Source organism: Burkholderia sp. Bp9016 (assembly GCF_003857765.1).
In the GTDB taxonomy this organism is placed as follows: Bacteria; Pseudomonadota; Gammaproteobacteria; order Burkholderiales; family Burkholderiaceae; genus Burkholderia.
Genome location: NZ_QTPY01000001.1, coordinates 259,045 through 279,157, shown reverse-complemented (window position 1 = coordinate 279,157; position 20,113 = coordinate 259,045). Strand labels below are relative to the sequence as shown.

Here is a 20,113-nt window from a genome sequence, read left to right as displayed (position 1 = left end):
CGGTTGGCCGAGGATTTCAGGCGCGGGTCTTGCCCTGTTCGATTTGCCGGGACACGAGGCCGCTCAGCAGTTTCGCGAGCAGCACGTAATCGCCGTTTGTGAAATTTGCATTCGTTTCGTACTGACCACCCACGCCGAAGCTAGGGGTCACCTCGACGGTGTAACGCTGGGTCAGCTCGACCGCTCGTCGAATACGATCCAGGACGTCGGCACCGCGGACCGTCTTGACCACGAGATCACGGTCGAGGCCCATCGACCGGAGAATCGCGCCGTATTGGGCCGCGGTTCCTCGCCCCGACTCCGCAGTCGCATATGCCCGGGCCTTGAACTCCTCGAGGCGCGCGGGTGCGAGCACTTTCACCACATAGAAAGCCGCAGCCGCGACCTTGCTGTCGGGTGTATCAAAAACCACGGGGACATCGATGAATCGGAAGCCCTTCGGTAACGTCGAGCCCCACAGCGCCATCGCGCGCCAGTTCGCCTGGCAAAAATGGCAGTTGAAATCGAAGAACATGAACACCTTCCCGCGATCCTCAGCGAAGTCGCCGACGACCAAGTAAGGGGTGAGGGTTTCCGGGAGGGCACTCTTCGGGCCACCGAGGGTCAACTGAGAAAAGGCACGCATCGGAGCCGCAATGCCTGCGGCCGCTACTACGCCGAGGACGCGCCGGCGACGACTTTGGTTCATTGCGCATCTCCTTCGGACACGGCCAACGCTTCATGGAAGTCCACGAGGCCTTCTGTGCACAGGTCAAGGGCAGTAACCGGCAGTGAGCGGTACTGCGGCTGATTCAGGCACGCGGCCATGATGGCGGGATAGTCCACGCGTTGAATCGCTGTGCGCAGCTCATTGGTGCCACGCAAGATGGCGATGACCGGCACCCGACCGCGAAACCCGACACCGAGCCGGTGCGCGAGCGCCGTTTGGACTTCAAGCGGATGGGCTTCGAGGGCCTTCGGACGACACTTCGGACAACCGTCACGGTTCGCTCGAAAGAAGGGGCGATCCACGGGAATGCCACGCGCCGCAAGCAACGTTCGCTCCGTGTCGCTGGGTGAGTAATCGATACGGCAATCGCAGAGCTTTCGCAGCAGGCGCTGCGACAAGATCGCGACAATCGCGGATCCGAATGCGTACGGCTCCACACCGAGATTCAGCATCCGCGTTACGACCGACGGGCCACTATTCGTGTGAATAGTCGTCATCATCATGTGGCCCGTGTTGCTCGCTTCGACCGTAATCGCTGCTGTTTCGTGATCGCGAGTCTCGCCGATCAAGCCCGCATCGAAGTCTTGACGCAGAAAGGACCGCATGATCTTTGCGTAACTGCGTTGCGGTGGCTCGACCTGGACTTGCGTCGTACCCGGGAGGTCGTATTCGATGGGATCTTCAGCGGTGACGATGTGGCGCTCACGCTCATTCAGGTGATTCAGGCCCGCGTAGAGCGTAGACGTCTTGCCGGACCCTGTCGGCCCGGACACGAGTGCCAGCCCCTCGCTACGACCAAGCGCCCACAGGAATGTCTCCCGCACGTCATCGCGCATATGGACTGCATCGACCGACCGCCCCGCATTGGCCTGGTCAAGCAATCGGCACACGATCGACTGCCCGTGCTTCGTCTGGAGGACGCTCACACGCACTTCGAGCATCCGATCGCCAAGGTCGAACATGAATTTGCCGTCAAGCGGCGCCAACCGTTCCGTCGGATCGAGCTTGCACCGCGCGCGCATCTTTTCGTCGATCTCCTGCCCCGCCTCGCGATGCAGAAAGTAGATGTCGCGCAGCACCCCGTTTACCCGATATCGGATCGTCGTGTACGCAACTGCATCTTGGAAATGCACGTCGGACGCACTCATGCTGACGGCTTCGTCAAACACGTGGTTTAGCAGCGCCACGAGGGGCTCGTCGCCCCGCTTCGTGTGTGCAAACCGGCGGCTCGCCGACTGGGTCAAAGGATTGGTCGCCTTCGCCGGATCGACAAGCAAGTTCTCGAATAGCGCCGACGCGTGAATAGGTCCGTTCATAGCGATCCCGGATTGTTCGCGTTGGGGATCGCGGGGGGCGCCGGCGCGCCGATCGATGGCGGCGCAGATGCACTGCTCGCGCCGCTCGCGGCTTCGACTCCGGTAGATGGCCCCCCGTAGAGCGCTGGGTTCGCGGCCTTACGCACGTTCTCTTCGTGGCGGGCCAGATCTGCCGCGCCCTGCGTGAAGCCGTACATCATTGCGGCGCACGTTTCACGCGCGCCCTCACGTTGACCGTAGATCAGGTCGCCAACGGACGGCAGCGGTTCGTGCAACATTGCGCCGGTGCCTGCGACTACGCGGAAGCATCCCGCCGCGACCTGGTCGATCCGATCGGCCTGGTTGGGTACGAAGTAACACCACGTGAAATAGGCGCCCGCGGCGATCAGGATTGTCATGAGCCACTTCTGCATTTCAGTCCCCGCTCACACGAAGCACGCGTCGCGGCGGGGTCGCCGGGACGGACACCGGGACGATCTTGCCGGAAGGCGCGGATTGCGCTCGGTACGCGCGCATCACTTTCGAGATGTATCGTTCCCGGGCTGCCCTGCATGCACTTCCCTTGAGGCGTGAACACCCAGCGTTGTACGCACCGACGGCCTCCCACGTGGGCCCGACCTTCCGGATCTTCGTCTCGAGAATCCATGCCCCGACATGAATATTCAGGCACGGGTCATTCAGCAATTTCTCCTCGGTGATCCGGTATTGCTTCAAGAACGGAAATATTCCCGAGTTGATCTGCATGCAGCCGACATCACGACTTCCGTTCTTGTTGACGTTGACGGAACTTCGGCATCCAGAGGATTCCACGGTTGCGATCGCGGCGTAGAGCCCCGGATCGCGGCCGTACTGCGCCGCCGCCTGCTCAAAACACGCGCTATATGGGCCGAGGTCCGCCGCGTGCGCGGTGCACGTCGCAACGATCGCGGCTGCGGCGGCAACCGCTCGTCGTGTCAGCTTTCGAATGTCGTCCATGCTCGAGAACAAATGATTTCTGAATTTCTACCGATGCCGCAAATAATCGGATTGCGTTTGTCCGTAGAGTCCGCGGCGGGTTGAACTGGAATCCATCGCGATACAGGGCGCAGTGTCCAAGACAGATGCGTTTATCAGAAATCATTTTTGGCGCGTGTCGTGCATCGCAGTTCTATGCAGGGCAGCGCCTTCATCTCGGTAGGTGGCTCGATGACGGTTGGCAATAGCGGCACATGGGTGCCCAACGGACGCCCCGGCGAAAGGCGGCCAGCGTGGCGAAAATTCCCGCATGCGGGAAAGATCCGGTTCGCGGTTGCGGTCGCCATGGGTGGCCTTGTGATCGCGGCAAACGTCGCATCCGCCCAGCTCGTCGCTGGTGCTTCCCGTCAGTCCGCGCAGAACCCGGCGTACTACTCCGGAAAGAACGACGGCTGGTTCTTCTATAACGACCCGAAGCCGAAGCCACCGCCTCCGGTTGTCGAGGCACCACCACCCGGATCTGCGCCGCCTGCGCCGAGCGAGGCGGCACCGAAGCCGAAGATGTTCTCGGTCGAGTGGCTCCGCGCATCGATGCCCAAGCTGCTCGACAACGCGATCGACAACCCGACCGAGGAGAACGTGTCGGCGTACCTCTGGTCGCAGCGGATGATGCTGGACATGACGGACGACTTTAAATCGACGGCAGAAAAGGTCGTTGCGTCCGATCCTTACCTCAACGAATCGGTGCGGGTACCGTCGGCAACCTTCGCAAAGCGAGACATGCTCTTCGCGATCTCGAGAGCGAAGTCGCAGATAGTCGCGGATCTCGCGAAGTCCTCGGGGCTCTGGTTCTTCTTCGACAGCCAGTGTGCTTTCTGCAAGACCCAATACTCGACCCTGCAGCGGATCGAAAAGAATGCAGGCTTTACGGTGAAGAACATCTCGCTGGACGGTGCCGGCCTGCCTGGGATGAGTGGCTTCGTCACCGACAAAAACCGGCAGGTGTTCAAGTCTTTCGGTCTTCTCGTGACACCGGCCGTGGTCATGGCGGTACCCCCTAATCGGTTCCTGGTTGTCGCCCAGGGTGCGATGGCGGAGTCGGATCTGGTCGACAAGATCGTGATCGCCGCGGCCGACCAGCAGCTCATCCCGAAAGAGCTCACCGATCTCGTGAACCTCGAGCAACGGGGGATCTTGACTCAGCAGGATTTTGAGGAGCTTCGTGCCATCAACGGTGACGCGGACGACCCGAAGGTTCTGGTGAAGATGATGCGCAACGCCGTACAAGGGCGACTGCAATGAGGAAATCAATCATGAAGAAGCGTCGTTCGCTGCGCATTAGGTACCTTGCTTGCTGGTCCTCGATCGCACTCCTCACCGCAGCTGCAACGCCGGCGTCCGCGGGTGTCTCGTCGCAGATGGACGTGATGTGGAACACGACAGCCGCGCGCGTGTACAGCGGAAATACCAGTGTGGGAGTCTACGGCGGAAATTTCTCGATGCGCGCACCGATCAACACATTCTCGATCGTCGCGTTCGACCCGCCGCACTTCAATGCAGGCTGCGGCGGGATCGACATGTACCTCGGTGCATTCTCGTTCCTGAACGGTCAGCAGTTCAGTCAGATGATCCGCATGATCATCCAGAACGCCGCGGGCTACCTCGTTCACCTCGCGATCAAAGCGATCTGCGACCCCTGCGAGTCGATCATGGGGAAGCTCGAGAAGATCATGCAAGAGCTAAATTCCGCGCAGGTGAACACGTGCAAGGTCTCGAAGACACTGGTTGCGACCGCGGTCAAAGCGTCTGGCCTGGAAGACATGATGTCCTTCTTGGGGCCGGCAAAGGGCGACATCGACCAGAACGCATTGACGGTGGCCGGCGGTAATAACGATTGGCTGGGCACACAACAGCAGGTATTTAGCAGTGGCATTGACTCTGTCACGAAGTCGCAAGCGAACTCGAGCACGAGCTACGGGAATGTCGTCGTGAATGCGATCATGACCACGGGCGCGATGTCTACGTTTTCGAACACGGGGATTTTCGGCGGGCGACTCGGAACAATCGAGATGGTGCTGAATGTGTTTGGCACGAGTGTCATTCAGACGACCCCTGCTCCGGGGCAATCCGACGGCGGGCCAAATAGTAGCCTACCAACACCTAAGTATTCGCCGACGCTCACGTTCGCAGACCTTGTCGCAGGCTATGACGGCACACCGAAGTTAATCAACACCTGTGTCGACTGGACGGACGGCGACGCTTTGACCTGCCAGCATCTCGAGAGGCGGAACGACTTTCGCGCACTAGGCTTCCCCGGCACGTTGCGCTACGTCGTGCAGCAACTCGCGGGCGACCAATCGTACTCGACCTATCTGGGTGCCGACGAAAATGCGGATCGCTTGGTTACGGTGGTCATGCCTGGCAGCATCATCTCGAACATGCGTACGGGCCAGCCCCTCACCGCCGAGCAGCTCGCCTTCCTCCGTTCAATGCCCGTGGGCTATCAGAAGCTTCTCCTTGACGCTTTCCGAAGCGGGACTCCCACCGCAATCTACAACCAGATCGCGCAGTTGATGGCGGAGGATCTCGCCGCGTCGCTGGGCGAGGGGCTGCTGACAATCTTGAACACGGCGTTTGTCCCTGGCTCGATGACAAATCAAGCGAACGGCAAGGCAAATGCACCGATGCCTTCCGAGGTGGACGCCGCACGAATCGCGTTCTCGAAAGACTTGGTGCAGTTTGAAGGTGAGCACCAGCGTGACCGCCTCGCACGCATCAGCCAGATCGTGAGTGCAATCAAGATCGACGCCGAATTCAATGGCCCGATGAAGGGAGGTTCCAAATGAATCGTCGTAGATTCCGTCTCCCGTCTCGCCTCTGGATCACGTTCGCCGCGCTCGCGGCCGGCGTTGCGCCGTCGATGTCGTATGCAGGTTTGACCAACATGCAGGCGCCGAGTGTGGGCAGCTTCCCGACACTCTACGTGGCCGGCGACCCCGTGCCGATCGTTGCCGGGTTGAACGCAGTCGCGATGCTGTTCGGTCACGGGAACACCATGGACTCCGTCGTCGTTGGCGGAATGTCGTGTATGGCGCTCGTCGGGCTGATCTCGATCCTTGGTCAGTCCATCTTCCAGCAACGCTTCCTCATCGGGCAGTACTTCGTGATGCTCTTGGCTGCGGTGATGCTGTTCATACCGACGACGTCCCTGCAGGTGGTTTCATACTTCGGCGATTCCGGAGGCGCGATCAACGGCTCACCACCGCGCTACGTTGACAACGTCCCGATCGGCATGGCTTACGCTGCGGGCATCGCCGGTCTTGTCGACTACACGATCACCACGAAGCTCGAGACTGCTTTCTCGATGGCTGACTCGGACAACAACTACATGTCGCTGGGAACGGACGGATTCGCAAAGCCGCTGAAGATCCTGTTGTCGATGCGTACGCTCTACGATCCGAACGTTCACCAAACGACGACCGAGAACATCCAGAAGTTCATCCACTACTGCCAGCGTGGTGGGGTTGACGGCAGCAAGAGCCTCGACTTCACGCAGCTCGACAATCCAGCCGCGGGCGCCGGGATCCTGGGACTCCTCGCATCGCAACCGGGCGGCTACACCGAGTACGTCGACCAATCGGTCGATCCGCTTCCGCCGCCGGCGCTCGTGCCCTGCTCCGTTGCCGCGAACGGGCTGGCGAACGTGATGCAGGCCTACGTCCAGAACCAGGCCGTTCGGGAGCGTTTCGCCGCACAGCCGGTGACGATGGGCAAAGACCTCCAGGTAGTCACTGCCGCGACGGACAACACAATCGAGACGCCGAATTCGACGTTTGGATCCGGCGGTTCTGCCTACGACAGCTACTCGACCTTCATCCAGAACATGGTCGCGAGGATCGGCGCGGACAGCAATACCTTCATGATCAACCATACGTTCTCGCCGACTGTACTGGCGGCGATCCGAGCCGATGCAAATCCCGATTCTGCCGCGCAGTTCGCGATGATCATGGGTGAAGGCGTTGAGCGTGCGCACGCGTCGATGGCTGCGAGCGGGTCCATGTTCGTCACATTCATGACGAGTTCCATGAACGTGATGACCTTCCTGTTCGTGGCTCTGACGCCGATCATCGCGATCATCGGTGTAGCAGTCGGGCTCGCGGCGTTTCGAATCTACTTCACGTACCTGCTGTTCGGCATGTGGACCCAATCATGGATGCCCTGTGCGGCGATCATCAGCTACTACATCCAGGTGAGCTGGCAGAACATGATCACCGGGTCGAGACTGCAGGGTGCACTCTTCGCCCCCAGCCAGATCGACACGCTCTACAACCAGACCGCGAATATGTTGGCGTCAGCCGGCTCGCTGATGGCCGAGGCGCCGCTGATCATGCTGATCGTGATGACGGGGTCTATGTTCGCACTGACGAGCCTGGCGAACCGCGCCAACGGCTCCGACACCGCAGTAGATACGAAACAGCCCGCGCCTTCTCTCGATGCCGCTACGAACGCCGCTTCGATCTCGAACGCCTATGCAATGAACACCGGTAAGGCACTCGCGGGCCCGTCGTATCAGGGGATGCTGTCGAGCGGAACAGCGTTGACCAGTGCAGACGTCGACTCATCTCCATCGCTGACCACTGGGGCAGGGTTCGCAGACGGGCTCCGGACAAGCGCCGCCGCTACCGCGAGCGCGCAGACTTCGGTTGGTGCATACGCTGATGCAATGTCAAGCATCTCAGCGCGGTATGGCCGTTCGGCCGCGACAGCCCTCAACGCTTCAATCACCAAGCAAGCCGGTATGAGCCATCGCATTACTGACGTGGCTCAGCAGGCGATTGACCATGCGTCAGCGACTAGCGAAGGCACGTCGGATTCGAACCGAAATACAACCAGGGCTGAAGTGAGCGGGAGCGCAGGCTTCAAGCTCCTCGGCAACGGTGGTGGGATATCGGGGAGCATTTCTAAAGACGTTTCGAGCAGCCGCGAGAAATCCGCCAGAACCGGGACGTCGATCACTGAAGGCAGCCGGTCTGGCAAGGAGGACACCGCTGATCACGGCACTTCTTCCAGCGTGACCAGCCAGGGAACCGTATCGACCCAGGCCGGCTTCGACCGCGCGGCGCAGGAAGCGCTCCGTCTCGGGACTTCAGCTCAAGAATCACTGCAGCGCGCGAACAGTGCGGAACATTCCCTGCAGGCCCAAGCGCAGGCCTCTGCGCAAACGTCCATCAAGATGGGCGCGCTGACACAGAATGCCCAAATGGCTCCACAAGCGGCCCAGCAGGCCGCGGTCGGCAACGCACTTGTTGGGGCACGAAGCATAGCGCAACAAGCCTTCGGGAGCGACATCGAGGGGGCACGAGCGGTTATGTCGAGACTGACCGAAGGGATGAGCACGGACGGCGGGTTCTCGCCGATGAACACCGCGCGCCTGATGCGGAATGCTACGCGCATGCTCCGCTCGAACGATTTCGGCGACCAAGCCGTCGGATACCGCGTCGCAGCGGCTGTCTCGAGCGCGGTTGGGTACGGAGATAGTGAAGGGTTGTCGCGCACCGCCTCGGCGTATGCAGATTCTGCGCGGACCATGAATCAGGTCCGCAGCACGCTCACACCTGGAATGTCCGACTCTGACCTCGCGAAGGCCGGGGCGCTGCCCGGTGACGTTCATGCGCGGATCCATGGCTCAGCGAGCAAACTGGCCGTACAGGATCCGGCGAATCCAGACTCTGTCGCTGGCCGCGTAGGGTCAGGCGGGCTTCCCGCGATGATTGGGCAATTCGGTCGAGTAGAACGAGGAGCAGCAGGTGTGACGGGGGCGGCTGAAGCTGTGCAGGATGCTGCCGCGGTGGAGGAAACGAAATTAGAACGGCAAGGTGGTGAGCGTCAGGTGAATGCACGGGTCGCTCAATCTGATGACACTGGCGGTAATCCCGCAAACTCCTATCGGCTCGGAGGCCACTACAACGATCACGAACAAACAGGACGGATTCGAAAAGATGGTGAGTAATGCCACGAGGTAACTCCCCAAACGAAAAGGGCGACTCAGTCGCCCTTTTTCTTTGCCGCTCACCCTCGCATCAATGCATCACCGCGTGACCATCGACGTCGATCAGGCTGCCAGGAGAGATGTACGCGCCAGAGCCCGAGTTATACATCGGCGACATCGTTTCGATAGCGCGCGAGTCCGACGGACTGACGTAGCCATCGCCCTCGACATTCGCCATTTGCCCCTTAGCGCGCACGGCCTGAACTACATTCCCGAGGATGACGAGCGCCACCACCGCTACCACAAGCAGCGGAACGGGGTTAGTGATCACTTCGCTCAGCCAATCCATGATTTCACCGTCGAGACTAACTATATTGACCGCGCACCAAACGCGGCTTACGAAGTCATTCCAGCATACGTATTCGAAATATGCAAGGGCCCGAAGCGGTTTGTTGTTAAAAAAATGGAGCGCAGCGGTCGAGGATGACCAAATTCACACAAGGGCGGCCTCGAAGGAGGGAAACGCGAAACATCGGGGGTTGCTGCGCGTACGCGCAGCGAGGTGCGCGATTCAAAACCCGCGGAATTTGGTCCGTCTAGATAGAAACAGGTCAAACGCTTCGTGTGTCCCTGCTCTTGGAATCCCCTCAAGAACTGCATGGAGCGGAAATCTTGAGCCGGGCTTCCCGCATGCGGAAAGAGCACTACGGTACGAGATCAAGTTGAGTAGCCGCGGGTGTCCCGGCGTCATATCACTGATCCGGAAATGAAAAAAGCCCAACACGATGGTTGGGCTAGAGTTCAGAGAACGGGGAGGAGATCCTCGATATCCTTGGCGAACCAAGATCGGACGTCGTTCCCTGCAATCCAGTAGTGGTCAGTGAACTGGACATCGATCATGGATAGCGGTTCAACGAGCGCCGAATGAACCTCGCCTGCGAGCGTCATGCTGCCGGGGCGGATCGGGCCGACCTCGTGCATCACAAGCATCAGTCCAGCTGCAAACGACTGCATTGCGACCTTCACCACCTCCCGACGCCGGATTCTCATTTCACGCTCGCTTACGCGAAGGTCTCCGTTAGCCTCATCGGTGCGGGCAATCTCGAGCGCGCTGACGAGCATGTGGTCTTTGCACAAAAACAAAGCGTACAACGCTGAGTGCCGCACGAAGACGAGTGTCTCCTGCAAAAACGCCGATGCGAGATCGGGCCGCCCAAGCGTTCGTGGCCTCATCCCGACGGGCTGATGCCGGTGCATGAATACGTCCCTCCCAGCTTGCCAACGGCTCAAGCTGACAGAACGAGGAAGCTGATCGCCGTATCGGTATCGATCGCGTACTTCAACAAGTTGAATCATGAGTTTTCTCCAGGAATGTCCATAGTTCATGGAGATGCTTGCGATGGCGTCGAATGGCTGTCGCGCCTGCGGGGCGAGTCAATCGGTGGGCGGCGGGAAGCGGTGCCGACGGTCCGCCACGGCGAACAGGTCCGCATTGGCGCGACAGCCATTCGACGCCATCGCGCGCATGGCTCGCGCGCAATCCGGGTCGCATAGCCGGTCACCCTTCTCTTCGAGACTACGCGCGGCGATTTCGACCGCGACCCGGGCGCTGATGCGAGATGCCCGGCTACCGCCCGATGACTGCTTCGTCTCCTCGGGAAAGTTTCGCTCGACGTCGCTCATGAAACACCTCCTCAGGAACTGTGTCCCGGCCCTTCCGCGACGCAGTCGACTAAGCCGCCGATCACCGCTATTCCTGCTGTAAGCGCCGCGGCCGTCAGCAAGACAGTCGCAAACAGCGGCCCGAGATCCTCGCTAACGACTTCGCACACGCCGGCGGTCAAAAGTAGCGCGGCCGTCGCAGCGAGTTGGACCTTTGTGAGAGTCGACAGCTTCATGGTTTCGCTCCTTGCGCGAGACGTTGACTACAAGGTACCGACGCTTCTCGAAATACAGAAACTGGGGGGCCGGCTGCCGATCTCGTCGGCGACGACATTGCCCGATCGCTCAGCGCTGGATTATTTCTGATAAACGCTCGCGTCCCGTAGATTCGGCATGCTCGGCAATCGACGCCGAGCATCTCGATCGGGTCGCATGGCAAGTTCCGCGACCCGGAATAGTCAACTGCATCGACTTAGGGAAGGACAGACATGGCTACGGAACTCATCTCGCGCGAGCTCGCGCTCGATCGCATCAACAAGATCCTGCAAAGCACGGAAAGCGCAGGACACGACAAGGCAGGGTTCGTCCTCGAGTTCGTCGATCGGGCGGGAATATTCGACGGGTTGGCACCCGCATCAGACGCGGTTCTGTTCTCCGGCGAGAATGCCCGAGAAGCACTCTCGGCGATCTTTGGCGTCTGGGATCGACTCGGCGTCCACTACGACCTGAAGAAGGTGGTCGATGTTCTGACCAGTAGCACGCTCCTGGCCGACCTCGAAGATGCCGCAACAACGGCGATCGGAAAAACCGATCCCGTGTATCTTCGGTTCAGCCAATGGCATGCGCTGTACCAGCGCGTGTCGCGCCCGGGCGACCAAGTCGGGGGCCGCATCGACACAATGAAGGTTCGGTCCGCGCTCGGACCGTACTACGAGGCGTTCGAGAGCATCGTCGGCGCGACCGAAGGCAAACCGTCGCAAGGCAAGTCGAGCCCCGCAAGCCCGTCGGCCCCCACGGTTCCGAAGCCGGATGCGCCGAAGAACCAGATGTCGATGCAGAAGAAGTTGGTGGTCGCGGTGCTCGTGCTTGGCGTCGCAGCGGCATGGACGCACAAGGTCTGGACGGATCGCGCGGTTTCCGACGCGCCGCAGGCCGCGACCCATGCCGAGTAAGTGGGTCGACGCGGCGACGGGGCGGGTATTTTCCGCCCTGTCCGGACAGCGCCGCCGAAAGCGGCAACCGCACGAGGAAGAGCCGTTCAAATTCTCAACGCTCGTGCAGTCTCTCTATGATGTCCGCCTCGGTGGCTTCAAAGACGCGTGGGCGCTCGCCTCGACTGGCCTCTCCGTCGTCGCCGCATGGCGCCCGCTCGAGGCGCTGCTCCCACCGACCGTCGCGTCGCTGCTCGGCGGTGGACTGCTCTCGTCCGTGCTCGCGTTCGGCGGGACCAGTTTTCTCGCGAATCGGTTCCTCGAGCCGTGGGAGAGCCATTTCTTTCTGAAGAGCAGTCTCGGAATTAAGTCCAACCCGTCGCCGGCCAAGTATGGCGATGGGTTGCTGTTCGGGTATTCGACCGACAGAGGTGAGCCCATCGTCCTGCCGGACAGCGAGCTCTTCCGGCACGTTCAGATCCTCGGGATGTCCGGCGTGGGGAAGACCGTCGCCGGGTCGTATTTGATGCTGCAGCAGATCCAGCGCGGTGGCGGTGTGATCTTCATCGACGGCAAGCTCGATTACGACAACATCCTCACGCTCTATCGTTTCGCCTGCTGGGCAGGACGTGGCCATGAATTTGACGTCATCAACCCGGGCGATCCGAACCTCTCGAACACGTACAACCCGCTCTTCGACGGAGACCCGGACGAAAAGGCGACCCGCTGTCTGGTCCTGGTGCCAGCAGCTGCCGCGGCGGACTACTATCGCGGTGAAGCCTTCGACGCACTGAAGACGCTGTTCGCCGCACTCGACAAAGCCGGCAAGACCTACACGATGCGGGACCTCGTGATCCTGCTCAACAACGGGACCGCGCTCGACGACCTGGCGATCCAGCTCGAGAAGAAAGGGCCGAGCGAAGAGCTCGACACGCTTCGGTTGTGGCTGAATCGGTTCCGGCGCGCACTCAATCCGAAGGACCCCCTGTCAGGTCAGATCGACATCAACCGGTTACGCCAGGTTCTCGGCGGCATCGCAGGCAAGCTATCCGTGTTCGCTTCCGGCACCTTCGGTCAGGTCATGAATTCGTACGCACCGGACGTGCGGCTGTACGAGAGCGTGAAGAACGGGCGGATCACGTATGTGGCTCTGCCCACAATGGGCAAGGGCGAGACCGCGGAGCCGTTCGCCAAGATGTTTGTGGCCGACCTGAAGACAGCGTGCTCGTGGCTTCAGATGCGACCGGCCGACCGTCCCAAGATTCCGTTCCTGACGTTCCTGGACGAAGCCCGCAGCTACCTCGAGGAAAACTGGGGACCATTCTTCGAACAGGCCCGATCCGCCGGTCTCTTCCTCATGCCAGCGATGCAAACGCTGCCGACTACATCGGAAGAGCGCGAGACGAATGAGCGCGTCGCCGGCAACGCAACGACGAAGATGATTTTCCGCGTGGGCTCACAGAACACAGCGAAGGAATGTGCGGAGCTGATCGGGTATCACAAGCGCATCCAGCGCTCGATGAGCACTTCGTCATCTCAAAACAAGAGCGCCGAAATGCTCAAGACGACGCCCGGCCACAACGTCGGTGATTCTGAGGGCTCCAGCTATGGTGAGCGCGAGGTCGAGGAGCACCGGGTTACCCCAGACGACCTGAAGAAGCTCCATAAGGGCGAGGCAGTTGTGTTGTACGAGGGATCGCAGATCTTCAACATCCGGATCCCCATGGTCATGCTCGACAAAATCATGATCAAAGCGACGGCCGCGACACTGAAGGACGTGAAGCTGAACTATCGCAGGCACGATGCGCAGCTTTTCAAGCGCGCTTACCGCTTGAGCGAGCGTGTTGACGAGCTGCTCGCGCGCGAAGGCGGTGGGTCACCGAAACAGTCGGACGACCCCAAGGACTACCCGAGCCTCGACCAATCGGCTTAAAGCAAAGACTCTACGGATTCGATTCTAGGACCAGCAACAAGGAAGAATGATGTCATGGGGACTGGTGATTTTCGCTTCGATATTGATCCTCCTGATTCCACCGCTTCGAACGGTGATCGGTATGATCCTGGCCCAAATCTTGACGCCCTCGGCGATCTTGATTTTGAAGCAGACTGCGATCTGGATTCTCTACCTGGTGAAGAGGGTATTCACGAGTCATCGGGTAGTACTACGCAATTTGACGTCGCCCAGGAAAGTGATATACAGGACGCTCGAGTCCGACGACGAGGCGTAGTCTCGAAGCAGCACGACCGCATCACCGAAGAGGACTTTGACGACGAGGATGAACGCGACGCGTTCTTGCTTGTGAATGGGCACAAGTGCACCCTCTTCGAGAACGGGTATACGGCCCGTGAGAAGGCCGCGGCGATCCGCTTCTTCTTCGGTGAATCGAGCCGTGACCTGGTTCTTCGAGACGCTCTTCTCGCGATCAGTGAGTCGATTCGGATCGACGTCTTTCGTCTCCGGCTCGTCTATGAGATGTACCTTACCGAATTCCGGGTGAACGCAGCCTTTGGATTCGACGCGGCACCCTGCCCTGACCTGGTGGTCGGAAACGCGGGGTGGATCTGCGGCGACACGGGGAAGTGGATCGTCGCGGAGGCGTGGCAGCAGCCAGGCATTTCGAAGCACGAACTTCTCGGGGAAGCGATCTCGCGCATGCCGCGCCCATTCGGGCATCAGCACAAGGGTGATGCAGACGAGAAGTGGGTGATCGACAAGGTCAACGCTGTTGTCGACCGGCTCACGGAAGAATGGATGATCGGGACGAAGGTGTCGGTCCACGATGGCCGTGTCGACGACTTCCTTTACGTGATAGGACGCAATCCCGTGCTCGAGCAGGAAGAGTACATCCGGGAGAACCACTTCCGACCACGCGCATTCAGCTACGCGTGGTCGAGACTATTCTGAGCCGATAAAGCAGCTTTGCTTATTGAGGCAGAAGCGCGCCGAGCGCAGAAATTTCCGCGCGTGCGTCCTTCGTCAACTTGCTCGGCGCGGTCGGCGGTTCGAGAGAAATCGTATCGAACTTGCTGACATCCTCGCAGTTTCCGCTCCGGGAGCAACCGCGCTTTCCGAGATACTCAGAGCGAGTGATGAACACCAGTTGCCCTTGCGCGGTGCAGTTGCTCAGGCTTGCGGACCGACCGTCGATGGAGAAGCGCTGGGTCGACAGCGCACCGCCGCGTGACGCGCAGAAGCTGTTGTACAGAGAACCGGCGTCGACATGGGCTGCGCTAAAGGCGAGATGCAGCGCGCTAAAGCCGCTCCCCTTGCGGAACGCCCCCACCTGCCCGAGAGTGTCGCGTGAGGCGCCGGAAAGGATCATGTTGTCCGTGTTCGCCGGCGCCCCGGGTTGCTGCGCTTGGGAGCTGGCAAAGGTGAGTTGCCGATGAAGCGAATTCTTGACGAGGGCCATCTGATAGTCGATCACGTCGCGATATGCGCCGGCGTTCTGTTGCAGCGATGGGTCGACCGCCGCGCATGCCGAGAGGCCGAACACGACGGCTGCTGCTGTCAGCACGCGCATCGCGTTCCCCGAGATCTGCCTATCTTCCCCGTACTTTTTCTCAACATGCATGGCCATGTTGGCTCTCCAATTGCTTGTTTGAAGTGTTGTTCCCTACATCCGACGATGTATGAATTATCGAGCTCAATTTTGACAACCGTCGGATTTCCCACACTGCTGTAGCCCGTCGTAGATCCCCCGACCAGCCGCGGCCTGCACGGACGATCGCGCCTATCCACAGTAACGTCGCGCTGATCTCGTGACGTAGAAAGCTGCCAGTGGGCCAGCGCTTCGTCCTTAATGTGTCCCTGTCGCAAATTGCTCTTCGCTCTACATCTTGATATCGGTGCTATGGGCGACGCGCTTGCATCCTTCGTACAGGATGCCGATCGGGCGCCGGCCGACTTCGCTCTGCGGCTGGTGCAGTTCGTCGACAGCGAAACCAAGTGCAGTGGAATTGCCGACAGTTTTCTCTATCACGAGATCGAACGTTACCAGCACATTCGGCATAAGTGCCGAAGGGGATCAGTATCGAGGAGAGAGTGCACATCCAGAAATACCTGCTCGAATGCTTTCGGTTCGCGTGCCGTCCGATCGTGGAGCTGGAAGAGAGACAGCCCGTCGTTGACGGGCCGTCGCTGGCAAACAAAACGGCCGGGCCCTCGCACCGTCCGCTATATCGGCATAGTCTCCGCTATGCGCTACCCCTACACGACGGATCCTATCTTTGGCAATAGACAGGCACCGTCAATGCGCTTGCATCGTACCATCGGCCTCTCTGTAACGCTATATTAAACGCGGCCGCAAAGTGATATGTTCATGCGCCTTGTTCTGACTCGAGTTAATCGCAAAACTGTTAGTGCTCCAGTAGGCCGAGGTGTGCCGCCTGTTCCACAACACGCGTAATGTGATTCACGCTGAACTTCTGGTTCAGTTGTTTGTAGTACGCGTATATCGTGGGCACCTTCAAATTCAGCTCGTGGGCGATGTGGCTCGCCGAGTATCCACGGCGCAACAGATTTAGGATGCTCGTGTGACGCTCCGTGAGCCCGAGCGCCTCCGTCATGTCGCGGCGCAACTGATTGTGGAACCAGTCGAGGAGTTCGAGCGCAAGCATGCGGAACAGTATCTTGTTCGCGAACAGATCCGGCTCGCCCTCCCATGTGTCTGCATCGCTACCGACATAGAGCACACCGAGTCGCTTCAAGACAGGTAGATGCGCGGGCACGACGAGTTTCGAGCGAAACCCGTAGGCGATGTCGTGTTGCCGGAAGATCCTCTGTCCGTCAGTTTCGTGTGGGATCGTTGTGGCGGTCGCGGGGGTAAAGTTGCGCCGCGCATAGTTCAGGCCTGGATCCGTCACAAACCATTTTCGCTCGCGATAGGTTTTTAACCATCGCTCGTCGCAACCCATCAAGATCTGCGTATCAAGTAGCAGCTCCTCCGGTCCTTCACACGAGGCGTGAATAAAAACGAATCGTTCGACGCCGAGGGGTGTCAGGAGCGCCCGTGTCAGACTGTTCAGGGCGATCCGATCCTGCGCTTGAGCGATCTCCTCTAATCCGACCAACCATCGGGTCTGGGCGTCAGTACGCATGATGCCCTCCCGCGGAAGCGCGCTGCGCCGTCGGCTGCGCAGCGATTGTGGTTACAGATCGTAACAACGATTGTCGCCCCGGATAGGGTAAATCGGCGGATTTAACACGTCTTTGATGCCTTAAAATGCTGACAGCCATTGGAATGCTCTCTCGCGATGCCGTGGCCAGGAAGATGGTGGTGTTCCAGCACTGTCATCTTCCGCTTACATCAGCCACCGCGTGTTTCTTTTCTACCCTTTATACGTGGTCGTCGAAGCCGGTCATGACCACCATTGTCGCCTGTCGGTTCACCGTTGCGAATAGCAACACTTCCGCCAGTCGTCGCCACGTCTTCGGATAACCCCATTGCACGATCGCATCGGTACAATCCCCGAAGCTCGACGCATTTTTTATCCACCCACCTTGAGCTGTGCTCGGTAACTCGTCTATCAGATCAGCCATTTCAGGCTGCGCAATCGGCATTTGACGTCCACTCCCTCCAGATGGAAGGAGATTCCTACCGCGGTTACGCCGGGTTGGCGTAAGTCGCCTCGGTGGGTTCCTGCTTCGTCGAGCGGCCTACCTGCACCTTCTCTCCACAGGCTAGAACGGCGTGCCCCGCCGCTAAAACGTTGAGAGCGCCGACATAGTCGGCGTTCGCCTCAAAGCCACACGATATGCAGGCAAAGCGTGCTTGGGTTGTTCGATTGGCAGCCGCGACATGCCCGCAACACGGACACGTCCGACTGGTGTTGCGGGGCGATACCGCCACGAACAATCCTCCGCACCATCCTGTCTTGTACTTAATCTGCCGGCGGAACTCCCCCCAACCCTGGTCCAGAATCGCCTTGTTCAGTCCTGACTTCGCGTGGACGTTCCGGCCCGGTGCGTCTGATTCACCGCGAGCCGACCGCGTGATGTTGCGAATAATCAGGTCTTCGACTGCGACCATCGAGTGGTTTTTGCAAATCGCTGTGGAAGCCTTGTGCAGAAAGTCCGCCCGTGCGTTCGCGATGCGAGCATGGATCCTCTGGACACGGGCTCTTGCTTTCTTCCAGTTCGAGGAGCCCTTCGACTTGCGCGCCATACGGCGCTGATACTTCGCGAGACGGCGCTCGTGCTCCCGGAAGCGCGCAAGCGGCGCAAGGAAGGATCCGTCAGAGAGAGTCGCGAAACGTGCGACACCGACATCAATCCCGACGGCAGGTCCGGTCGGGCTAGGCGAATTCACCTCGCGCTCTGTGAGGATCGATACAAACCACTTCCCTGCGCGGTGCGATATCGTTGCGTTACGGACCTCGCCCAGCACTACTCGGCTCATGCGGTAGCGTAACCAGCCAAGCTTTGGCAGAGATACGCGCCCGTTATCCCGATCTAGCTTGATCTTGTGTCGGTCCGGGAAGCAAAAGCTGTCTCGCTGGTCGCACTTGCGCTTGAAGCGTGGGAATCCTGCTCGGCCGTCGAAGAAATTTCGGTATGCGCGATCTAAGTCCTTCAGCGCCCTCGCCTGGATCGAGTACGGGGCTTCGCTCATCCACATCGTCTCAACATCGTTTCGCCAGCTTGTCAGCCACTTTGTCATCCCGAAATATGGCACGAACTGGCAGCCTTCCGTATGGAGGCGTTGTTGTTCGGCCAACGCATCGTTATAGACACGCCGGCACACCCCGCCGAACCGGCGCAACTTGCGAAGTTGTTCGCCTGTCGGCATCAGCTCGAATCGGAAGGCTTGAAATCGTTGCATGGGAAGAATAACGTCTGCCGACTTTTGGGGTTCCACGTTTATGGCGAATTCACCGTGTATTTACATCGACACGCTAATACACTGAAATCTCCATCTAAATTTACCAAAAAATCACCGGCAGAAGTGAAATAAAAATCACTTCGCAAAAATCAATTCTGAAATTTGATTTTCGATTCCTGATTTAAATTTCCTCGACAAAGTAAAATTCACATCACCCAACTTACGAGAATTATAAATATCCATCAAGACACCACCGTCTCTCACCAAATTGCGTTTTTCGTGTTGCCAAGATAAATACTCCTCTCCCATCACGCCCTCACCAACAATCGACACGAATTTGACATCATCAAGTATAGAAATTTTAAACAATAAAAGTCAAGCAAAACGATACCACGCGAGTTAAGTTTTTCTCTACCATTTTGGCTATGACTCTTGCTGAATGGCTCAAATCTTCCCGCGAAAGCGCCGGACTCACGCTCGAACAGATCGGCGACGTTGTCAGCAGGTCTAAAGGCGCCATTTCGCAGTGGGAGAACGGAAAAACCGAACCAAGCTATTGGCAGATACTTGCCATTTACGAGCGAACCAATCGCGCGGTCGATTTACCCACTTTGTCTGGTGCTCCTGTAGCCGTAGGATTAAGTGAAAACGCTCATTTCCTTAATAACCTCAGTAAGAGTGCACGATCTCTGATTGATGCGGTTGTAGACGCAGATCGTAGAAGGGTACCCGCGGAATCATTCTCTGCCACCAGTGCGTTGCTTAAATCCATCCCGGGAGAAGGGGACCAAGCTTCCTCGAATCCATCGGAGAAAGGCGATCACGTCCGCAGGTCGCATCAATTATCCAAAAAGTGAAAGTGTCGCCTTGACGATCTCCATCGCAACAAACCTATAACGGATGATCACGCACGGGACTTGAATCACAAGCCGGCATGTGGGTTCACGTGCACCTGGTCCGGCCGGTCGTCACGGAGTGCCCGCAAGATGCGAGATACCCAAAGCGACTAACGTCGCCGCCATCTTTAATAGGGATCAGCCCATCTCCGCGCAACAGCAGATGCGTCGACTTCCCGGGCGAAGGGGACCCCGTCGAGCCACGCGCTTGCGGCATCGGGGGGCTTTGGGACAAGAATCGGTGGAGGCGTGCCCGCGCCGTACGAGGCAGTCGAGATTTTCCCGAGATCGGAGTGCGTGGCCCTATGGTGGCAAGGCACCGTCTTCGCCTACGCGGAGAATACGGGCATTTGCAGGCCCACGGCTGAACACCCCGGCTAACAAGTTAGCCGGTATATCGCGTCTTCGACGCTCATATCGCGACCCTGTCGCGGTAGATCGCGCGATGCGCGAAATATGGCGCTACGCGCCGGATATGCCGCTTCGCGGCAAGAGATCGCGCTTCGCGCGAGCGGCGCTGGTGGACCCTCGTGTCATGGGCGTGGTTCTATGGGGTGGATCTCCCTCGGCCATGCCGATCACCGTTGGTATCGTGGCCAAACGATCGGTGAC

At 59.2% G+C, this 20,113-nt stretch carries 20 protein-coding genes; 7 read left to right on the top strand and 13 right to left on the bottom strand.

Going from position 1 to position 20,113, the window contains the following annotated elements; all coding sequences use genetic code 11:
• Nucleotides 1-16 precede the first annotated feature (16 nt).
• The 4 genes from DIE13_RS01420 to DIE13_RS01405 are packed head-to-tail and all read right to left on the bottom strand — an operon-like array spanning nt 17 to nt 3,000.
• Nucleotides 17-688 (bottom strand): disulfide oxidoreductase, encoded by a 672-nt coding sequence (locus tag DIE13_RS01420; protein ID WP_124825470.1) that lies wholly within the window; start codon nt 686-688, stop codon nt 17-19.
• Nucleotides 685-2,025, bottom strand: coding sequence for a GspE/PulE family protein (locus tag DIE13_RS01415; protein WP_124825469.1), 1,341 nt, complete (start codon nt 2,023-2,025; stop codon nt 685-687). The genes DIE13_RS01420 and DIE13_RS01415 overlap by 4 nt, the downstream gene beginning before the upstream one ends.
• The gene (locus DIE13_RS01410) at nt 2,022-2,423 is read right to left on the bottom strand and encodes a hypothetical protein (RefSeq protein ID WP_124825468.1); all 402 of its coding nucleotides are present in this window, start codon (nt 2,421-2,423) and stop codon (nt 2,022-2,024) included. The genes DIE13_RS01415 and DIE13_RS01410 overlap by 4 nt, the downstream gene beginning before the upstream one ends.
• A 16-nt stretch (nt 2,424-2,439) precedes the next feature.
• Entirely contained in the window at nt 2,440-3,000 is a 561-nt protein-coding gene (locus DIE13_RS01405; protein WP_124825467.1) for a lytic transglycosylase domain-containing protein, read from the bottom strand.
• Between the two features lie 174 nt (nt 3,001-3,174).
• On the opposite strand from DIE13_RS01405, the gene traF reads away from it, so the two are divergent.
• The 3 genes from traF to DIE13_RS01390 are packed head-to-tail and all read left to right on the top strand — an operon-like array spanning nt 3,175 to nt 8,989.
• Nucleotides 3,175-4,281, top strand: a complete 1,107-nt coding sequence (gene traF / locus DIE13_RS01400) for a conjugal transfer protein TraF (protein ID WP_260435008.1) — start codon at nt 3,175-3,177, stop codon at nt 4,279-4,281.
• 11 nt (nt 4,282-4,292) lie between these two features.
• Nucleotides 4,293-5,825: a conjugal transfer protein TraH gene (locus tag DIE13_RS01395; RefSeq protein WP_185731182.1), complete on the top strand. Its 1,533-nt coding sequence runs from the start codon at nt 4,293-4,295 to the stop codon at nt 5,823-5,825.
• A complete protein-coding gene (locus tag DIE13_RS01390; RefSeq protein WP_124825465.1) occupies nt 5,822-8,989 on the top strand; it encodes a conjugal transfer protein TraG N-terminal domain-containing protein in 3,168 nt (1,055 codons plus the stop codon). The genes DIE13_RS01395 and DIE13_RS01390 overlap by 4 nt, the downstream gene beginning before the upstream one ends.
• Nucleotides 8,990-9,059: 70 nt before the next feature.
• On the opposite strand, the gene DIE13_RS01385 is transcribed toward DIE13_RS01390, so the two are convergent.
• From DIE13_RS01385 to DIE13_RS01370, 4 genes are all read right to left on the bottom strand, one after another.
• Complete coding sequence (locus DIE13_RS01385) at nt 9,060-9,317, bottom strand: hypothetical protein (protein ID WP_124825464.1); 258 nt, start codon at nt 9,315-9,317, stop codon at nt 9,060-9,062.
• Nucleotides 9,318-9,769: 452 nt separating this feature from the next.
• Nucleotides 9,770-10,324: a hypothetical protein gene (locus DIE13_RS01380; protein WP_124825463.1), complete on the bottom strand. Its 555-nt coding sequence runs from the start codon at nt 10,322-10,324 to the stop codon at nt 9,770-9,772.
• Nucleotides 10,325-10,402: 78 nt separating this feature from the next.
• A complete protein-coding gene (locus DIE13_RS01375) occupies nt 10,403-10,651 on the bottom strand; it encodes a hypothetical protein (RefSeq protein WP_124825462.1) in 249 nt (82 codons plus the stop codon).
• An 11-nt stretch (nt 10,652-10,662) separates the two neighbouring features.
• Nucleotides 10,663-10,866 (bottom strand): hypothetical protein, encoded by a 204-nt coding sequence (locus tag DIE13_RS01370; protein WP_124825461.1) that lies wholly within the window; start codon nt 10,864-10,866, stop codon nt 10,663-10,665.
• 252 nt (nt 10,867-11,118) lie between these two features.
• On the opposite strand from DIE13_RS01370, the gene DIE13_RS01365 reads away from it, so the two are divergent.
• Genes DIE13_RS01365 through DIE13_RS01355 form a run of 3 tightly spaced genes read left to right on the top strand, consistent with a single transcriptional unit; the run spans nt 11,119 to nt 14,686 of the window.
• Nucleotides 11,119-11,802, top strand: a complete 684-nt coding sequence (locus tag DIE13_RS01365) for a hypothetical protein (protein ID WP_124825460.1) — start codon at nt 11,119-11,121, stop codon at nt 11,800-11,802.
• Nucleotides 11,792-13,714 carry a type IV secretory system conjugative DNA transfer family protein gene (locus DIE13_RS01360; RefSeq protein WP_124825459.1) on the top strand — a complete coding sequence of 641 codons (1,923 nt, stop codon included), beginning with the start codon at nt 11,792-11,794 and terminating at the stop codon, nt 13,712-13,714. The genes DIE13_RS01365 and DIE13_RS01360 overlap by 11 nt, the downstream gene beginning before the upstream one ends.
• 54 nt (nt 13,715-13,768) lie before the next feature.
• Nucleotides 13,769-14,686, top strand: coding sequence for a hypothetical protein (locus DIE13_RS01355; protein WP_124825458.1), 918 nt, complete (start codon nt 13,769-13,771; stop codon nt 14,684-14,686).
• A 19-nt stretch (nt 14,687-14,705) separates the two neighbouring features.
• On the opposite strand, the gene DIE13_RS01350 is transcribed toward DIE13_RS01355, so the two are convergent.
• From DIE13_RS01350 to DIE13_RS01330, 5 genes are all read right to left on the bottom strand, one after another.
• The gene (locus DIE13_RS01350) at nt 14,706-15,362 is read right to left on the bottom strand and encodes a hypothetical protein (protein WP_124825457.1); all 657 of its coding nucleotides are present in this window, start codon (nt 15,360-15,362) and stop codon (nt 14,706-14,708) included.
• Between the two features lie 778 nt (nt 15,363-16,140).
• Nucleotides 16,141-16,881: an autoinducer binding domain-containing protein gene (locus DIE13_RS01345; RefSeq protein ID WP_124825456.1), complete on the bottom strand. Its 741-nt coding sequence runs from the start codon at nt 16,879-16,881 to the stop codon at nt 16,141-16,143.
• A 238-nt stretch (nt 16,882-17,119) separates the two neighbouring features.
• Entirely contained in the window at nt 17,120-17,344 is a 225-nt protein-coding gene (locus tag DIE13_RS01340; RefSeq protein ID WP_124825455.1) for a hypothetical protein, read from the bottom strand.
• Nucleotides 17,345-17,387: 43 nt separating this feature from the next.
• Complete coding sequence (locus DIE13_RS01335) at nt 17,388-18,605, bottom strand: RNA-guided endonuclease InsQ/TnpB family protein (protein WP_124825454.1); 1,218 nt, start codon at nt 18,603-18,605, stop codon at nt 17,388-17,390.
• A 135-nt stretch (nt 18,606-18,740) separates the two neighbouring features.
• Nucleotides 18,741-18,938: a hypothetical protein gene (locus DIE13_RS01330; RefSeq protein WP_124825453.1), complete on the bottom strand. Its 198-nt coding sequence runs from the start codon at nt 18,936-18,938 to the stop codon at nt 18,741-18,743.
• A gap of 92 nt (nt 18,939-19,030) precedes the next feature.
• Between DIE13_RS01330 and DIE13_RS01325 the strand changes: the two genes are divergently transcribed.
• Nucleotides 19,031-19,462 (top strand): helix-turn-helix domain-containing protein, encoded by a 432-nt coding sequence (locus tag DIE13_RS01325; RefSeq protein ID WP_124825452.1) that lies wholly within the window; start codon nt 19,031-19,033, stop codon nt 19,460-19,462.
• Nucleotides 19,463-20,113: the final 651 nt, after the last annotated feature.